General features: G+C 71.5%; 11 protein-coding genes. 8 read left to right on the top strand and 3 right to left on the bottom strand.

What is annotated here, in order from left to right; genetic code table 11:
* The first annotated feature begins 64 nt into the window (after positions 1-64).
* The 5 genes from H4N58_RS17540 (at position 65) to H4N58_RS17520 (ending at position 5,315) form a co-directional block, all read left to right on the top strand.
* On the top strand, positions 65-2,197 hold the full coding sequence (locus tag H4N58_RS17540) for an acyltransferase family protein (RefSeq protein WP_167251481.1): 2,133 nt from the start codon (positions 65-67) through the stop codon (positions 2,195-2,197).
* A gap of 112 nt (positions 2,198-2,309) precedes the next feature.
* On the top strand, positions 2,310-3,233 hold the full coding sequence (locus H4N58_RS17535; protein WP_167251483.1) for a Rossmann-like and DUF2520 domain-containing protein: 924 nt from the start codon (positions 2,310-2,312) through the stop codon (positions 3,231-3,233).
* A complete protein-coding gene (gene panC / locus H4N58_RS17530; RefSeq protein WP_167251485.1) occupies positions 3,230-4,096 on the top strand; it encodes a pantoate--beta-alanine ligase in 867 nt (288 codons plus the stop codon). Before H4N58_RS17535 ends, panC begins: the two co-directional genes overlap by 4 nt.
* Complete coding sequence (panD, locus tag H4N58_RS17525) at positions 4,096-4,521, top strand: aspartate 1-decarboxylase (protein WP_167006182.1); 426 nt, start codon at positions 4,096-4,098, stop codon at positions 4,519-4,521. The genes panC and panD overlap by 1 nt, the downstream gene beginning before the upstream one ends.
* 26 nt (positions 4,522-4,547) lie before the next feature.
* The gene (locus H4N58_RS17520; protein ID WP_167251487.1) at positions 4,548-5,315 is read left to right on the top strand and encodes a type III pantothenate kinase; all 768 of its coding nucleotides are present in this window, start codon (positions 4,548-4,550) and stop codon (positions 5,313-5,315) included.
* A gap of 7 nt (positions 5,316-5,322) precedes the next feature.
* On the opposite strand, the gene H4N58_RS17515 is transcribed toward H4N58_RS17520, so the two are convergent.
* Positions 5,323-6,771, bottom strand: a complete 1,449-nt coding sequence (locus tag H4N58_RS17515) for a glycerophosphodiester phosphodiesterase family protein (RefSeq protein ID WP_167251489.1) — start codon at positions 6,769-6,771, stop codon at positions 5,323-5,325.
* A gap of 59 nt (positions 6,772-6,830) precedes the next feature.
* Here H4N58_RS17515 and H4N58_RS17510 point away from each other — a divergent pair, with 59 nt between their 5' ends.
* Entirely contained in the window at positions 6,831-8,561 is a 1,731-nt protein-coding gene (locus H4N58_RS17510) for a DUF563 domain-containing protein (RefSeq protein WP_167251491.1), read from the top strand.
* Between the two features lie 6 nt (positions 8,562-8,567).
* Here H4N58_RS17510 and H4N58_RS17505 read toward each other — a convergent pair whose 3' ends face one another.
* A complete protein-coding gene (locus H4N58_RS17505) occupies positions 8,568-9,317 on the bottom strand; it encodes a hypothetical protein (protein WP_167251493.1) in 750 nt (249 codons plus the stop codon).
* A 137-nt stretch (positions 9,318-9,454) separates the two neighbouring features.
* Between H4N58_RS17505 and lysS the strand changes: the two genes are divergently transcribed.
* Both lysS and H4N58_RS17495 read left to right on the top strand, forming a co-directional pair.
* Positions 9,455-10,960: a lysine--tRNA ligase gene (lysS, locus tag H4N58_RS17500; RefSeq protein ID WP_167251495.1), complete on the top strand. Its 1,506-nt coding sequence runs from the start codon at positions 9,455-9,457 to the stop codon at positions 10,958-10,960.
* A 61-nt stretch (positions 10,961-11,021) separates the two neighbouring features.
* Positions 11,022-11,360, top strand: a complete 339-nt coding sequence (locus tag H4N58_RS17495) for an Lsr2 family protein (RefSeq protein ID WP_167251497.1) — start codon at positions 11,022-11,024, stop codon at positions 11,358-11,360.
* Here H4N58_RS17495 and H4N58_RS17490 read toward each other — a convergent pair.
* The gene (locus H4N58_RS17490) at positions 11,357-14,515 is read right to left on the bottom strand and encodes a CDP-glycerol glycerophosphotransferase family protein (RefSeq protein WP_167251499.1); all 3,159 of its coding nucleotides are present in this window, start codon (positions 14,513-14,515) and stop codon (positions 11,357-11,359) included. The two genes, H4N58_RS17495 and H4N58_RS17490, sit on opposite strands and share 4 nt — an antisense overlap.
* Positions 14,516-14,525 lie beyond the last annotated feature (10 nt).

Here is a 14,525-nt window from a genome sequence, read left to right as displayed (position 1 = left end):
GGCCCGGCCGCTCGGCGGAGGCGCCTGACCGAGAGCGTCAGCACTGCGGTTAGTATCGGCCGCGATGTCCGCGACCGTTCAGAGCCGACGCGCTCTCCCCACGGTCGGGACACCTGCGTCCGCGAGCAGCTATCTCCGCCCGGAGATCCAGGGGCTGCGCGCGATCGCGGTCGGGCTGGTCGTGATCTTCCACCTCTGGCCCCACCGGCTGCCGGGCGGCTATCTCGGCGTCGACGTCTTCTTCGTCATCTCCGGCTACCTGATCACGGCCCACATCCTGCGCGAGTCCGACCGGACCGGACGGATCGCGCTCGGCAAGTTCTGGGCGCGACGGGCACGGCGGCTGCTGCCCGCGGCCTACCTCGTGCTCGGGGTGTCGCTGATCGCGGTCTTCCTGTGGGTGCCCCGGATGCTGTGGCAGCAGTTCGTCCGCGAGATCGGCGCCGCTGCGCTGTACGTCGAGAACTGGGCGCTGGCCGCCGACGCCGTGGACTACCTCGCTGCCGACAACGTCGCCTCACCCGCGCAGCACTACTGGACCCTGTCGGCGGAGGAGCAGTTCTACATCGTCTGGCCGGTGCTGGTGATCGCCGCCCTGTGGTGCGCGCCGATCCTGTCGACGCGGCTGGGCCAGCGCCGCCAGCACATCGCTATCTTCGCCATGCTGGCGACCGTCACGGTCGCGTCGTTCGTGTACTCGCTCCACCTCACCGCCACCGATCCCGCCACGTCGTACTTCGTCACGACGACCCGTGCCTGGGAGTTCGGCGTCGGAGCGCTGCTCGCCTTCGTGCCGGTGCTGGCCGGGCGCGCGAGCCTGCGGGCGCTGGTGTCGCTGCTCGGCCTCGTCACGCTCGCGGTCTGCGCGATGCGCATGGACGAGGCGACCCCGATGCCAGGCACGGCGGCGGTGTGGGTCGTGCTGGGGACGGCGGCGCTGCTGTGGGCCGGCCACCCGTCGTCGGTCGCCTGGTCGCCGACGCACGCGCTGTCCTGGCGCCCCGCGCAGTTCATCGGCGACATCTCGTATTCGGTGTACCTCTGGCACTGGCCGCTCATCGTGATCCTCCCGTACGCGATGGGCTCGTCGCTCGGGATGCTCGACAAGATCGCCATCGCCGTCGTGACCATCCTGCTGTCCTGGGCGACCAAGAAGTGGGTCGAGGATCCCGTACGCACGACGCGGCGCCTCGGCATCCCGCGCTCGGGCGTGACCTTCGGCCTGGTCGGCGCGACCGCCGGCGCCCTCGTCGCCGGCTGCTTCGTCGGATGGAGCGTCGTCGACCATGACAACGCCGCCCGCGCGGAGGCAGCGGAGTCGCTCCTCAAGCAGCACGGCGCATGCTTCGGCGCGGCGGCGCGTGACCCGAAGCTCGCCGACACATGCCCGGACCCGGCGCTCGACAAGGTGATGATCCCCGACCCGTCGGAGGTCAAGAAGGACCACGCCGCCTACCGCCGCTGCCTCAAGTACCTCCGCGGCGACGACTTCGAGGGCTGCCCCTTCGGCACCCCGCGCCGCGGTGTCCCGCACGTCGCCGTCGTCGGCGACTCCCACGCCCGTGCGCTGATGCCGATGTTCGAGATCCTCGTCGACCAAGGCGTCCTCACCGCCGAGATGATCGCCTCGCCGAGCTGTGGCTGGTCGACCCTCCCCCCGGCGGCGGGCAACCCCGAGTCGCGCAAGGTGGCCTGCGCCGAGATGAAGGCCAACCTCGACGAGCTGCTGAGGGCCGAGCCGGACCGCTTCGACTTCATCGTCACCACCAGCCGCGCCTCGAGCCAGCGAGCGAGCGAGGAGGCGCGCGTCCAGGGCGTGCTCGACGTCTGGGAGCCGGCGCTGAAGGCGAAGACGCCGATCGTCGCCATCCGCGACAACCCTGAGGGCGGTCGGCGCGCAGAGGACGACCCCAACATCTGCCTGGGCGAGGTCGGCGCCGCCCACGCGGCCGAGTGCGCGCTGTCGCGCAAGGCCGCCATCACGGACGTCTTCGACCCGTACGAGCAGGCGGTCGAGCGCTCGAAGCGGACCACGTACGTCGACATGACGAAGTGGTACTGCGACGAGGACAAGTGCCCGGTGGTCATCGGCGGCGCGAACGTCTTCAGCGACAGCAACCACGTGACGATCACGTACGCCCGCACCCTTGCGCCGTACTACAAGGCGGCGTTCGCGAAGGCCGGGCTCCTCGACTGAGCCTGGATGTGACCCGCCCCACAACTCGGTTACAGCAAGGTTTCGCGCACGTAGACTCAAAGAGTCCGTTTGTCTGGTACCCCGTACGGGGACTGGAACGAAAGGCACTTCGATGAAGTCCCTCCACGCCGTAGGTGTGATCGGCGCAGGTCGCGTCGGAGCGGTGCTCGCCGCCCGGCTGCGCGAAGCCGGCCACGAGATCGTCGCCGTCAGCGGCCGGTCCGCCGCCTCTCGCACCCGCACCGACACGCTGCTCCCTGGCGTCCCCGTGCTTGCGCCCGCACAGGTCGCGACCCGCGCGGACCTCCTCCTCCTCGCCGTCCCCGACGACGCGCTCCCCGGTCTTGTCGCCGAGCTCGCCCTCGACGGCCACCTGCGACCCGGCCAGGTCGTCGCCCACACGAGCGGACGCCACGGCCTCGGCGTGCTCGCCGCCGCCGCGCACGTCGGCGCGCGCCCCGTCGCGCTCCATCCCGCGATGACGTTCACCGGCACCGACGTCGACCTCGCGCACCTGTCCGGAGCCGTCTTCGGCCTCACCGCCGGCGAGGACGAGCACGAGATCGCGGAGACCCTGGTCGCCGACCTCGGCGGACGCCCGATGTGGGTCCGCGACGAGGACCGGACGACCTACCACGCGGCGCTCGCTCACGGCGCGAACCATCTCGTCACGATCGTGTCGCAGGCCATGCAGATCCTGCGTCGTACGGGCGCTGCCGACCCGGCCGCGGTCCTGCGCCCGCTCCTGACCGCTGCGCTCGAGAACGCGCTCCTCTACGAGGACGCCGCACTCACCGGCCCGGTGGTGCGTGGCGACATCGAGACCGTGCGCGCCCACCTGGCGGCGATGGCAGACCAGCCCGTGCCGACGATGGACGCGTACGTGGCGATGGCACGTGCCACCTCCGCCCACGCCGTCGCCGACGGCCGACTCGATGCGGGTGGCGCGGTCGAGATCCGACGGATCCTGCGCGAGTCCGAGTGGGATGTCCTGGCGACCCTGGTCGCCGACGAGGGCACCCGGACCGGCGCGTGAGCGCCCCGGTCGTCGCCACGACGCGCGAAGAGCTCGACACCGCACTTGCCATCCCACGCCGCGACGGCTGCACCGTCGCTCTCGTCCCCACGATGGGTGCCCTCCACGAGGGCCACCTCAGCCTCGTCTCGTACGCCCGCGAGCGCGCCGACCTCGTGGTCGTGTCGATCTTCGTCAACCCGACCCAGTTCGGTGCCGGCGAGGATCTGGCCCGCTATCCCCGGACCTTCGAGCGCGACCTCGCCCAGCTGACCCGGGCCGGGGCCGACGTGGTCTTCCATCCGGCCGTCTCCGAGATGTACCCCGACGGTCCGGACACGAGCGGCGTCACCGTCGACCCTGGACCTCTCGGTGCCGAGCTCGAGGGCGCCGTGCGGCCGGGCCACTTCCGGGGTGTCCTGACGGTGGTCGCGAAGCTGCTCGGCCTGACGCGTCCGGACGTCGCGGTCTTCGGCGAGAAGGACTACCAGCAGCTCGTGCTGATCCGCCAGATGGTGCGCGCGCTGTGCATGCCGGTCGCCGTCGAGGGCTGCCCGACCGTACGGGAGGACGACGGCCTGGCGATATCCTCGCGCAACCGCTACCTCGACCAGGCGCAGCGCGCGCTCGCCGTCACCCTGTCCAGGGCGCTTGCCGCGGGCCGCGACGCCGCACCGCTCGGTGGGGAGGCCGTGCTCACCGCCGCGCGCGAGGTCCTCGACTCCGAGAGCGCGGTCGTCGTGGACTACCTGGCCCTGCGTGCACCCGACCTCACGCCGCCCCGCCCGGGGTGCGACGCGCGCCTCCTGGTCGCCGCCCACGTGGGCGAGACCCGGCTGATCGACAACGTCGCCCTCGCCCTCGGACCGCCGGAGGACCGCTGATGCTCCGCACGATGATGAAGTCCAAGATCCACCGCGCCACCGTGACCCAGGCGGACCTGCACTACGTCGGCTCGGTGACGGTCGACGCCGATCTGCTCGAGGCGGCCGACATCCTGCCCGGCGAGCTCGTGCATATCGTCGACATCGACAACGGCGCGCGGCTCGAGACGTACACGATCGCGGGCGAGCGAGGTTCGGGCGTCATCGGGATCAACGGCGCCGCCGCGCGACTCGTCCACCCCGGCGACCTCGTGATCTTGATCGCCTACGCCCAGGTGACAGACGCGGAGGCCCGCGCCCTGGAGCCGCGGGTCGTCTTCGTCGACACCGAGAACCGACTCGTCGCCACCGGTTCCGACCCTGCCGAGCCCGTCCCGGGGTCCGCGACCGTACGCGGCGATGTCACTGCAGCCCGGTCGGTCTGAGGAGGGCCTTGCGCCATGATGGAGCGGTGAGCCTGCTCTGTCTCGACGTCCGCAACAGCCAGACCGTCGTCGGCGTGTTTGACGGTCTGCGGCTGGTCGCGAGCTGGCGGGTGGCGTCGGTCGACACGCGGACGGCTGACGAGTGGCACCTGATGATCAAGGGGCTCCTCGCCGAGCGGGGGATCGCGGACATCGACGCGGTCGCCCTGTCGTGCACCGTCCCGGCGATCCTGCACGAGATGCGCGCCCTGCTCGAGCGGCACTACGACGACTGCACTGTCTCGATCGTGGAGCCCGGCACCCGTACGGGGGTCTCGATCCTGATGGACAACCCGCGCGAGGTCGGTGCCGACCGGATCGTGAACGCCGCCGCCGCCGGCGAGCTGTACGGCGGGCCGTGCGTCGTGGTCGACCTCGGCACCGCGACGACCTTCGACGTCGTCGACGAGCGCGGCCGCTACGTCGGCGGCTCGATCTCGGCAGGCATCGGCATCTCGCTCGAGGCGCTGGCGCGACGCGGGGCGCAGCTCCGGTCGGTCGAGCTCACCCGGCCCCGCGGCGTGATCGCCAAGAACACCGTCGAGGCGATCCAGTCGGGCATGGTGTTCGGGTTCGCCGGACTCGTCGACGGGATCGTGTCGCGGATGGTGCGCGCGCTCGACCACGACGACGTCACGGTGGTCGCGACGGGGAGCCACGCCGACGTCGTCCTGGGGGAGTGCGCGACGATCACCCGCCACGAGCCCGACCTCACGCTCATCGGGCTGCGGATCGTGGCGGAGCGCAACGCCTAGCGCGTCGTCACTCGAGCACGCGGCGCAGCGCCGGCAGGTTGTCGGTGATGAGCGCGTCGACACCGAGATCGGCGAAGTCCAGGGCGGTGCTCGGGCTGTTGACCGTCCACACGTCAACGCCCGCGCCCGAAGCACGTACGCGGGCAGTCAGCGCCGCGTCGACAGCACGCTGGTTGACCACCCACTGGTCCGCCCACCGGTACGGAGTGAGGTCGGAAGGGGGTGCCCCGATCGAGAGCAGCCCTGTCTCCGCGTCCGGATCCGCCAGAGCGATCCGTTGTGCTGCGGTCCAGTCGAAGCAGTCGAACCGCACCAGATCACCCTCGCCCGGGCGTACGAGGCCGCGTGCCTTCGCCGTCTCGAGCACCTCGACTTCGATGCCGGTGTAGAGATCGGGCCGCTTCACGTCCAGCACGACCCGCACGCCCGTCTTGTCGACAGCCCGTAACAGCTCGTCCAACGACGGCACCGGTGTGGGCGACGTCGACCGCCCTGCGGCGGCATCGAGCCGGCGGACCTCCGCCCAGGAGAAGGAGCCGACGGGGTCGCCCTCGCGGCCGGGGAAGACGGTGGCGACGTCGGTCGTCCGGGCGAAGGTCTCGTCATGGGTCAGGAAGAGCACGCCGTCGCTCGTACGGCGGACGTCGGCCTCGACGGCGTCGGCGCCGAGCGCCACGGCCTGGGCGAAGGCCGGGATGGTGTTCTCCGCGCCCGCTCCGAAGAGCCCACGGTGCGAGACCACGGCCGGCCGAGGACGGGGCACGACGCGTAGCCGGCGGCGGACGGTGGTGGCGGCAGCGCCGCGATAGCGCCGAGCAGTGACGCGCACCTGCACCACACCCGAGCGAGCGAACGCGGTCCGCGTCCGCGCGGTCCCGTCGGCACGTGTGCGAAGCGTCAACCGGCGCGTGCCCAGACGCGGGTGGCGCAGGACGAGCGCCACCCTGCGTCCGGCGCGCGCGGGCAGAGGCCGGACCCGCAGCGTCACGCTCCCTCGGCGCGCCACGACGTGCGGAACGGTCGCGACGAGCCGCTGCGGTCGCGGCACGAGGCGGGCAGACCTACTGCGGACACGGGGCAGGCCCCGGGCCGCGCGGCGGGGAGCGACCACCCGGAGGCGAGTTCGTGCCGCGGCGACCCGGAACCGGTAGGAACCGTCACGGCGCGTCATGGCGCGTGCGACGGGGCGCCATGCTCCCTTGAGCCGCTGCTGGAGGACCACGGGCCGCCGCTGCCTCGAAGGGATCCTGCCGCGCAGCGTCGTCATCTCCCCGAACATCGGGCGGGCAGGCGCCGCGCGCGGTGCCCGGGCGACGCGCACGGTGGCGCCATGGGTCCGTGCACGGTCGTCCGCAGGCAGGCGGTCTGCCGTAGTGGCCGCGGCGGTGGGGTCGGACACGAGCAGGCTCGCCGCGACGAGGAGTGCGGCGATGGTCGCGATCATCGAGCGGCCCACCACAGGACGGTAACGAATCCTCCGTGCCGGGGGCAGGGAACTCGACGATAATCACCGCCATGAGGCCGAGCGGAGAGCGGGCGGCCACGGCGCTGAACGCGGCGCTCACGGTCGACGACGGCCTGCCGCGCGGTGACGTCGTCGTGTGGGAGCGGGCGTGCGAGGCCGGGACGCTCCGCGATCTCGGCCGGCGTCTCGCCCCACGTCGCGTCCACGTGCTCGCGGCTGCGCGTCCTTCCTCGCCCCTCGTCGATGCGCTCCCCGAGAACGTACGGATCGAGCAGGCGACGACGGTCGAGGAGGTGCTGGATTCCCTGCTCGTCATCGACGAGGTCGCTGCGTTCGTCGACGCGCGGGTCGAGACCCCCGAGGCGGTCGACGCTGCGTTGCGCTGCCTGGCGTTCGTGGTCGTGGAGGGGGGGACCTACTCCGTCGTCACCGAGGCCGCCGACGCGACCGGCGCTGCGGGACTGCTCGAGCGGGCCTGCGCGGCGTCCGAGGTCGCCGCACTCCCTCACCAGCCTCCGCAGGGCCTCGGCCCCGACGGCGACGAGGTGAGGCTGGCCCTGCAGCCGAGGGACGAGAAGACCCTCGGCGACATCGTCGTTTACCGCTTCGGGAAGCGGCTGCCCCACCTGCGAAAGCTCTGGCACGTCGATCCCCACCGCGTTCTCGATCGCCGGCTCGGTCGCGGGATCTGGGGTGCGGTGCTGGAGAGCCAGCCGGCTCGGACGTTCCGCAGCCGGGCGACGGTCCACCACAACCGCGACGCCGAGCGCGACCGATACCCCCGCGAGCTCGAGGTCCCGCAGACCAACCTCGTTCGCTACGACCTCGCAGAGTGCTGGCCGCGGCAGGTCGCCCGGGTCCGCCATGCCGCGATCCCGGAGACCTTCCGCCACTTCACCGGCGGCCATCTCCACAACGTCTTCCTCCACTGGGCGAGCCGCGAGTACGGTCGCCGACCTGCGGGAAGCGCCGTCGAGACGCTCGAGGGGGAGTACTTCTTCCTCGCCTCGGAGTTCCCTCACCACTTCGGCCACGTCATCACCGAGGTCCTCTCGAGGCTGTGGGGCTGGTGGCGGCTGAAGGAGCAGCGGCCGGACCTGAAGGCGCTCGTCGGGGTGGAACGGGGCGGGACCGGACCTCGGTCGTTCGTGCGCACGCTGCTCAACGCAGCGGGGATCGACGACGACGACATCGTGCCGTGCGGTCAGCCGTTCGTCGTGGAGCACCTGTACGCCGCGACGCCGCAGTTCGCGAACCCGCGCTTCGCCCACCCCGAGCTGGGAGCGACGTGGAGCCGGGTCGGGGAAGCATTGCGCGGGCTCGCGGACCCGCCGCTCACCCCGTACGCGGACCGGATCTTCGTGGGGCGGCCGGCGGATCTGAAGCGTCGCTGCCACAACGCGGACGCGGTGGAGGAGGAGTTCCGTGCGCGCGGGTTCGCGACACTGCGCCCCGAGACGATGCCGATGGCCGAGCAGGCGTCCGCGTTCTGGCACGCGTCGGTGGTGGCGGGCTACGGGGGCAGCGCGATGTGCAACGCCGTCTTCAGTCGCCCGGGAGCCAAGATCATCATCAACTCGGCGGCGTACACGGCGGCCAACGAGTACCTGCACTCGTCGGTCCTCGGCGACGACCTGCACATGGTCTGGGCGGCTCCGGACGTCGAGCACCCCCCAGGAGGGTGGTCGGCGGACGCCGTCAACGCGGGATTCACCGTCGACCTCAAGGACCGGCCGGGAGTGCGTGGGCTGCGCCGCGTCCTGGACGACGCACTCGGGTGAGCCGGGTCAGGCCGAGAAACGGGCCCGCACCCTGGTGAGTGCTCGTGCCAACCGCCGGCGCAGCCGGTGCATCGAGGCGACGTCGCGCTCGAGACGTCGGATGCGGCGGGCATGGCGCTCGCGCATCCGGCCCAGGCGACCGGCGATCCTGTCGAGGCGCCGCGCTGTGCGGACGTTGCGGCGTTCGAGCGCCGAGATCCGTAGGTCGCGGTACGCCAGCTCCTCCTGCCTCACGGCCGACTCCCGCCGGGTCAGGTCGGAGAGCTCGACGAGCGAGGCGCGCTGGGCGGTGACGACGTCGGTGAGCCGGGACAGGAGTGCGGCCAGGACGACGACGCGATCGGCGTCGGTCAGGTCTCCGAAGGCGTGCTCCGCCGCGGCGGCTGCCTCCTCGAGAGGCTGGCCCGATCGGCGGACGTGCCCCGTGAACGGTCGAGGCGGGCCTTCTCCCAGGAGGAGCGCCGGCACCGCCACGGCGGCGAGCGGCAGCCTGTAGGTGAGCTCCTCCCACGCAGACGCGTCCGAGAGGACCAGGAGACCAGCCTGGGAGACCACCGCCTCGACCGCGCTCGCCGGACCGTCGAGGTCGACATGGAGCATGCCCGTCCGTGCGGCCGCTGCAGCGAGCGCGGCGGGTGCCACCACGACGGCCGCACCGGCTGTGAACCCTGCGACCTCGCGCAGGAGCGGGTCCACGGACTCCGGACGGTCGTCCGCGGATGCGCAGACCAGGACGACGGTGTGACTCTCGTGCACCGCGACCTCCCGCCTGCACGCCTGCCCGCGGTCGGCGCGCGTCCGAACCCATCCTGCCGTACGCGTCGACTGCCTGCGTGATCGTCGGCGCCCGGTCCGCCCACAGGAGGGTCAGGGGCCCGGATACCCTGGGACGCATGACCGACGCCGTCCCCACCGTGCCCGCCGACGATCTCCCGGAGCAGATGCGCGTCCGGCGCGAGAAGCGTCAGCGGCTGCTCGACAAGGGCGTCTCGCCGTACCCGCTCACCGTGCCCTACACCCACACGATCCGCGAGATCGTCGCGGCGCACGACGCCGAGGCTCTCGGGCCCGACGCGCACACCGGCGACGAGGTCGCGACGGCCGGGCGCGTGATCTTCCTGCGCAACACCGGCAAGCTCTGCTTCGTCCGGCTGCGCGAGGGTGACGGCTCCGAGATCCAGGGCATGATCTCTCTCGCCGAGGTCGGCGAGGAGTCGCTCGCAGAGTTCAAGGCGCTCGTCGACATCGGCGACCACCTCGCGGTCGAGGGCGAGGTCGTCACCAGCCGTCGCGGCGAGCTCTCGATCCAGGTGCGTGCCTGGCAGATCGCGGCCAAGACGCTGCGGCCACTGCCCAACGAGCACAACCCGTTGTCCGAGGAGCTGCGGGCGACGATGCGATACGTCGACCTCGTCGTGCGGCCCGAGGCGCGCGAGGTCGTCCGCGCCAAGGCGACGATCCTCCAGTCGCTGCGCCGCACGCTCGACACCCGTGGATTCATCGAGGTCGACACCCCGGTGCTGCAGTTCACCAACGGCGGTGCCGCAGCGCGTCCCTTTGCCACCCACATGAATGCGTTCGACCAGGAGATGCTGCTCCGCATTGCGCTCGAGCTGCACCTGAAGCGCGCGCTGGTCGGAGGCGTGGATCGTGTCTACGAGATCGCGAAGACCTTCCGCAACGAAGGCGTCGACAACACCCACAATGTCGAGTTCGCGATGCTCGAGGCATATCAGGCCTATGGCGATTACCACACGATGGCCGATCTTCTCCGTGACCTCGTCCGTGACGCCGCCCGTGCACTCGGTCGCACCGTCGTCACCGGGCGCGACGGCAGCGAGATCGATCTCGAGGCCGAGTGGCGATGGGCCAGCATCCACGAGCTCGTCTCCGAGGCCGTCGGTGCTGACGTCGCGCTCGACACGGACGAGGAGACGCTGCGCAAGCTGGCCGCCGAGCACGAAGTCGCGCTGCGAGACGGCTGGGGGCCGGGCGAGATCGTCCTGGAGCTGTTCGAGAAGCTCGTCGAGCACACGCTTATCCAGCCGACCTTCGTCGCCGACTACCCCCAGTCCGTGCGCCCGTTGGCCAAGCCCCACCGCAGCAAGCCCGGTCTCGCCGAGGCGTTCGACCTCATCATCAACGGCGTCGAGCTTGCGCCGGCCTACTCCGAGCTGAACGATCCTGTGCTGCAGCGCGAGCTGCTCACCGAGCAGGCGGCGCTCGCCGCAGCGGGTGACCCGGAGGCGATGGATGTCGACGAGGACTTCTTGCGCGCGTTGGAGTTCGGCATGCCGCCGGCCGGTGGAATGGGTCTGGGTGTCGATCGCCTTGTGATGCTTCTCATGGGCGTCGGTATTCGCGAGGCAATTCTTTTCCCGGCGTCTCGCGAGGCCTGATTTCGTCGTACCTCCGTGTCGCTCATTGTCGGGATTTCTTGCGAGGCGTATTGTGCCAAGCATGGCCCAAAAAATTCAGGTGATCCTGGTCGACGATATCGATGGCGGCACGGCAGAAGAGACCGTTTCGTTCGCGCTTGACGGTGTTTCGTACGAGATTGACCTCTCTGCGAAGAATTCCAAGAAGCTTCGCGATGCATTTGCTCCGTACGTGGCTGAGGCACGCAAGTCGCGAGGCGGGCGCCGGAGGTCGGCGGCTGGCGGTACGAATCGTCGTCGTAGCGGCGGCGCGGGCAGCGCGTCCGAGATCCGCGCATGGGCGCGCGACAACGGCTATGAGGTGTCCGAGCGCGGACGTGTCTCAGAAGAGGTGCGGGCTGCCTACGAGGCGGCGCACTAGCGAGGAGCCCCACCCTCGAGGAGCTCGACGACGACCGTGGCGAGCCGTGCGGCGGCATCGCCGTGCTCACGGTCGAGGTAGTCGGCCCTCACCCGATGGCGCTCCGCCGTATATCGCGGGTCGGTGGCCTGCCTCCATGCCTGCTCCAGTGTGCTGAGGTCAGTCGCCCGCGGTCCGGGGGCCGTGTCGCTCTCGTCGACGGCGAACCCGTGGGCCAGGGCGAACTGTGCCAGGTCGGGAACGAGGAAGACCATCGGCTTGTCCTGGAGCAGGTAGTCGAAGCGCAGCGGCGAGTAGTCGAGCACGGCGGCGTCGGAGGCGAGCGCGAGCAGGGTGAGGTCGGCACCGGTGAGGTCGTACGTCCGCTCGCCACGCAGCGGCGCAGGATCGTCCGCCGCGTGGCCGCACGCCAGCACGACGGTCTCCGGGCCGAGCGCAGCGGCGATCTTCGCCGGATCCAGCTCGCGGGTCGCCGGATCGGTGGCGGTGAGCCATCGCCGGCGCGCGGGCGCGTGCAGGACGGCGAGCGTGCTGTCCGAGAGGCCGAGCGCTGCGCGTGTCCGTGCGCGCAGCGCCTGCGCGCGTCCGCTGAGCACGAGGTCGTTGTGTGCAGAGCCCACCTCCAGGACCCGCGCCCGCGCGCGGGCGGGGGCGAGCACCTGTGTGGTCAGCAGGGTCGTCGCGAACGACGCGGGCGAGGCCACGACGTCCCAGTCCCGGACGCGCGCGTCGACGGCGGGCAACGCCTCGGGTGCGTGGTGCGCCGCCTGGATGTCGTGGCCCCACGGGGTGAGGGGGTAGCCGACCCCGACCTGAACGACGCGTTGGTCGTCGGTCGTGGTCATCCACGGCTCGGCCGGCCCGTCGAGGACGACGACCCGACTGCTCGTGAAGGCTTCGTACCACTGCCGGGTGCCCTCGACGACGACGCACGCGCCGGCCGGCACGGGCGCTGAGAGGTCGGGTACCGACCACCACGTCACGGCAGAGGTCCGGCCGCTCAGCGCGTCGTGCACCGCCCACAGGTCCGCGCTGCGCCCGCTGGGCGCGCGCAGGAAGACCTGGTCGATCACCGGGTGGCGCCCGAGAGTGGTCTCGCGCAGCAGCCGTTGGGTGCGGGCGCCGACCTCGTCCGGCGCGAGCGGAGGGTGCAGCCTCACCGTGAGACCACCCTTGCGCCCCACCCCGAAGCGCACCTGGTGCGCGCCGGTGGTGCTGGTGGATGGGAGGAGATCGAGAACGCGGGCCGAGAGCGTCGCGAGCCGCGCGGGGCCGTCGGGGGAGCGTTGCAGAAGGAGGCGATAGACGCCAGGAGGGGGCTCGACCGGCCCGGCCGCCGTCCCGCGGAGTGACCTGTCGTCGTCACGGGAGGTGGCGAAGGACAGCCGAAGCGTCCCCGGTACGCCCGCCTCCGCCCTGGCCCGGAGCTCCACGCCCTGCCGGACCAGCACCCCGGTCGCCTCGCCGACGTCGAGGTCGTCGCCAGCGACCTCGACGACCACGCGGTCGGCATCGACGGCGAAACCGGTGACCTCGGCCGGTCGCTCCGGCGCCGCTTTGTTGCCCTCCACCGTGGTGCGATCCAGGACGAGCAGGCCGTCCAGGGACCGGCTGACGTACGGGGGAGTCCCTGACGGGCTGTGCCGCGCGAGCGTGGCGGAGCCGAATGACGCCACGCCCGTCAGCGGACCAGTGCGCCGGACGCCGTCCACGTCGAGCGTCAGGGCGAACGTCCACCTGTCGACGGTCGGCGGGAGCGTGCGGATGTCGAGGGCCGCCCGGAAGCCGCCGGGCCGGTAGTCGCAGTACGCGTGGGAGCTGACCTCGTCGAGACGGGGGCTCGTGAACGTGGTGACCTCGAGCGGGACCAGCCGACCGTCCGGTGCGGTCGCGGCGAGCTCCAGCCGAGGCGTGGAGGAGGCCATGTCGACGAACCGTACGAAGGCCCATCCCTCGATCTCCAGCACGTGGCCGGACCAGCGGACGCGATCGACGCCGCTGCGAAGGGTGAGCAGCCGATCCCCAAGGCGAAGCTCCTGCGGGCCGAGGCCGGATCCAGGGTCGTCGTGCATCGGCAGCAGGCAGCGCAGGTCGCCGTCCTCACGCACCACGGGGTAGTGGCCCGCCTCGCGGCCGGCCGCGAGGAGTGCCTCCGTGCGGGCGCGGTCGCCGCGCGCGACGAAGAGGTTGAGCGCCTTGTCGTACGGAGCGGTGTTGTCCGCGTACTCCTCGGGATCCACCCGCGAGAGGAGCAGGCCGATGCTCTGGCTGAGCACCTCGAACACCCCGTCCTCCGCGATCGGCAGCTGCCGGGTGAAGAACCACATGTTGTGGCGCAGGAGCTGGGAGGCGCGGGGCGCGACCGCGTACGGGGCCGCCTCGGCGAGCTCGGCGAACGACGCCTCCACCGCGGCCGTGTGGGCGATGACGTTGCGCAGGGACATCGCCTGCTGCGAGATCGAGGTGCGGTCCTCGCGGACCCGCCACGTCACGCCCATCAGCGGGAGGACGTCGAAGGACCGTGCTCTCGCGTACGCACGAGAGGAGACGGGTTGGTCCTCGAAGAGCGCACCCTCGGGGAAGTGGAGCGCGGTCTCGTCGTAGAACGCGCGGCGGTAGACCTTGCTCCAAGCGACGGCGTTCGCCTGGACCTCGGGGAAGTCGCGCAGCGTGGTCCGCCGCCGCTCGCGATCGTGCACGGCGCGGATCCACGGCGCCGCGTCGCGGCGCGAGCCGTCCTCCCACCTGTCGTAGCCGGTGACGGCCAGGTCGGAACCGGTCTCCTCGAGCGTCGCGATCACCTGGGCGTAGAGCTCGGGGTCGGAGACCATGTCGTCGGAGTCGACGAACGTAAGGTACGCGCCGCGGGCGGCCTCCGCCCCCGTGTTACGGGCGGCACTGAGGCCGCCGTTCGCCCGGTGGACGACGCGGATGCACGGGTCGCGCCGCGCGTGGCCGGCGACGATCGCCATGCTGGCGTCGCGGGAGCCGTCGTCGACCACGACGATCTCGGTCTTCCGGTACGTCTGACGGCGCAGGCTCGTCAGGCAGTCATCGACGTAGCGCTCGACCTGGTAGACGGGCACGACGATGCTCAGCAGCCCCGGGACCCGGTGACGCCCGGTGCGCGCAACCCTGCGCGTGGCGGCCGCCACCCACCTGCCT

Origin of the sequence: Mumia sp. ZJ1417 (genome assembly GCF_014127285.1) — a bacterium.
GTDB lineage: Bacteria > Actinomycetota > Actinomycetes > Propionibacteriales > Nocardioidaceae > Mumia.
This window is presented reverse-complemented; position numbering and strand designations above follow the sequence as displayed.